1 protein-coding gene and 1 pseudogene are annotated in these 626 nt (G+C 70.0%); both read left to right on the top strand.

Annotated elements, in window-relative coordinates; genetic code table 11:
• Positions 1 to 376, top strand: a 376-nt coding sequence (locus tag ACK4TH_RS12830) for a metal ABC transporter permease (protein WP_409626998.1), incomplete at its 5' end; no start/stop codon positions are given.
• 61 nt (positions 377 to 437) lie between these two features.
• A pseudogene (locus ACK4TH_RS12825) lies at positions 438 to 626 on the top strand (guanine deaminase); the annotation flags it as partial.

Genomic DNA, 626 nt, shown 5'->3' with positions numbered 1-626 from the left:
GTGCGTGGATCCGGCGTTCCTGCGCGGGGTCAGCCCGTGGGGGGCCGTGGCGCACCACGGATTTTTGGCGCTGGTGGTGATCAATCTGGTGGCGGCGTTCCACGCCCTGGGCACGCTGATGGCGGTGGGTATGATGGTGCTGCCGGCGGCAAGTGCGCGATTCTGGTTTCGGCGTTTGCAGCCGATGCTGATGGCCGCCGTGGCGACCGCGGCGGTGGGATCCCTGCTGGGGTTGTGGTGGTCGTATTTAACCGACTGGCCCACCAGCCCGGCTATCGTGTTGCTGCTGGGGGGGTGGTATGCCGTGTCCATGCTGGTCGGCCGCCACGGCTGGTGGCGCCAGCGGCGGGTGCCGCACCGGCATCTCAAGGGGTAAACCTGGGGTCAAGCGCCGCGTGTCACCGCCCCGTCGCGCGAAGCGGCTAAGCTAGCGCCCCATGCAAGCGTGGCGCGCCTCCCTGCTCTGGTTCGATCCGCACGCGGACGAGCCCCATCCCCGGTACGAAGCCGATGGTGTGTTGGTCACGGCCGCTGGCGCCGACGGCGTGCGCCGGGTCGTTGCCGTGGGGGCCTTCGACACGCTGCGGGCGGCGTATTCGGACGTCCCGCTCACTGAACGCCGCGGC

Source organism: Tepidimonas sp., from assembly GCF_046292505.1.
GTDB lineage: Bacteria > Pseudomonadota > Gammaproteobacteria > Burkholderiales > Burkholderiaceae_C > Tepidimonas.
This window is presented reverse-complemented; position numbering and strand designations above follow the sequence as displayed.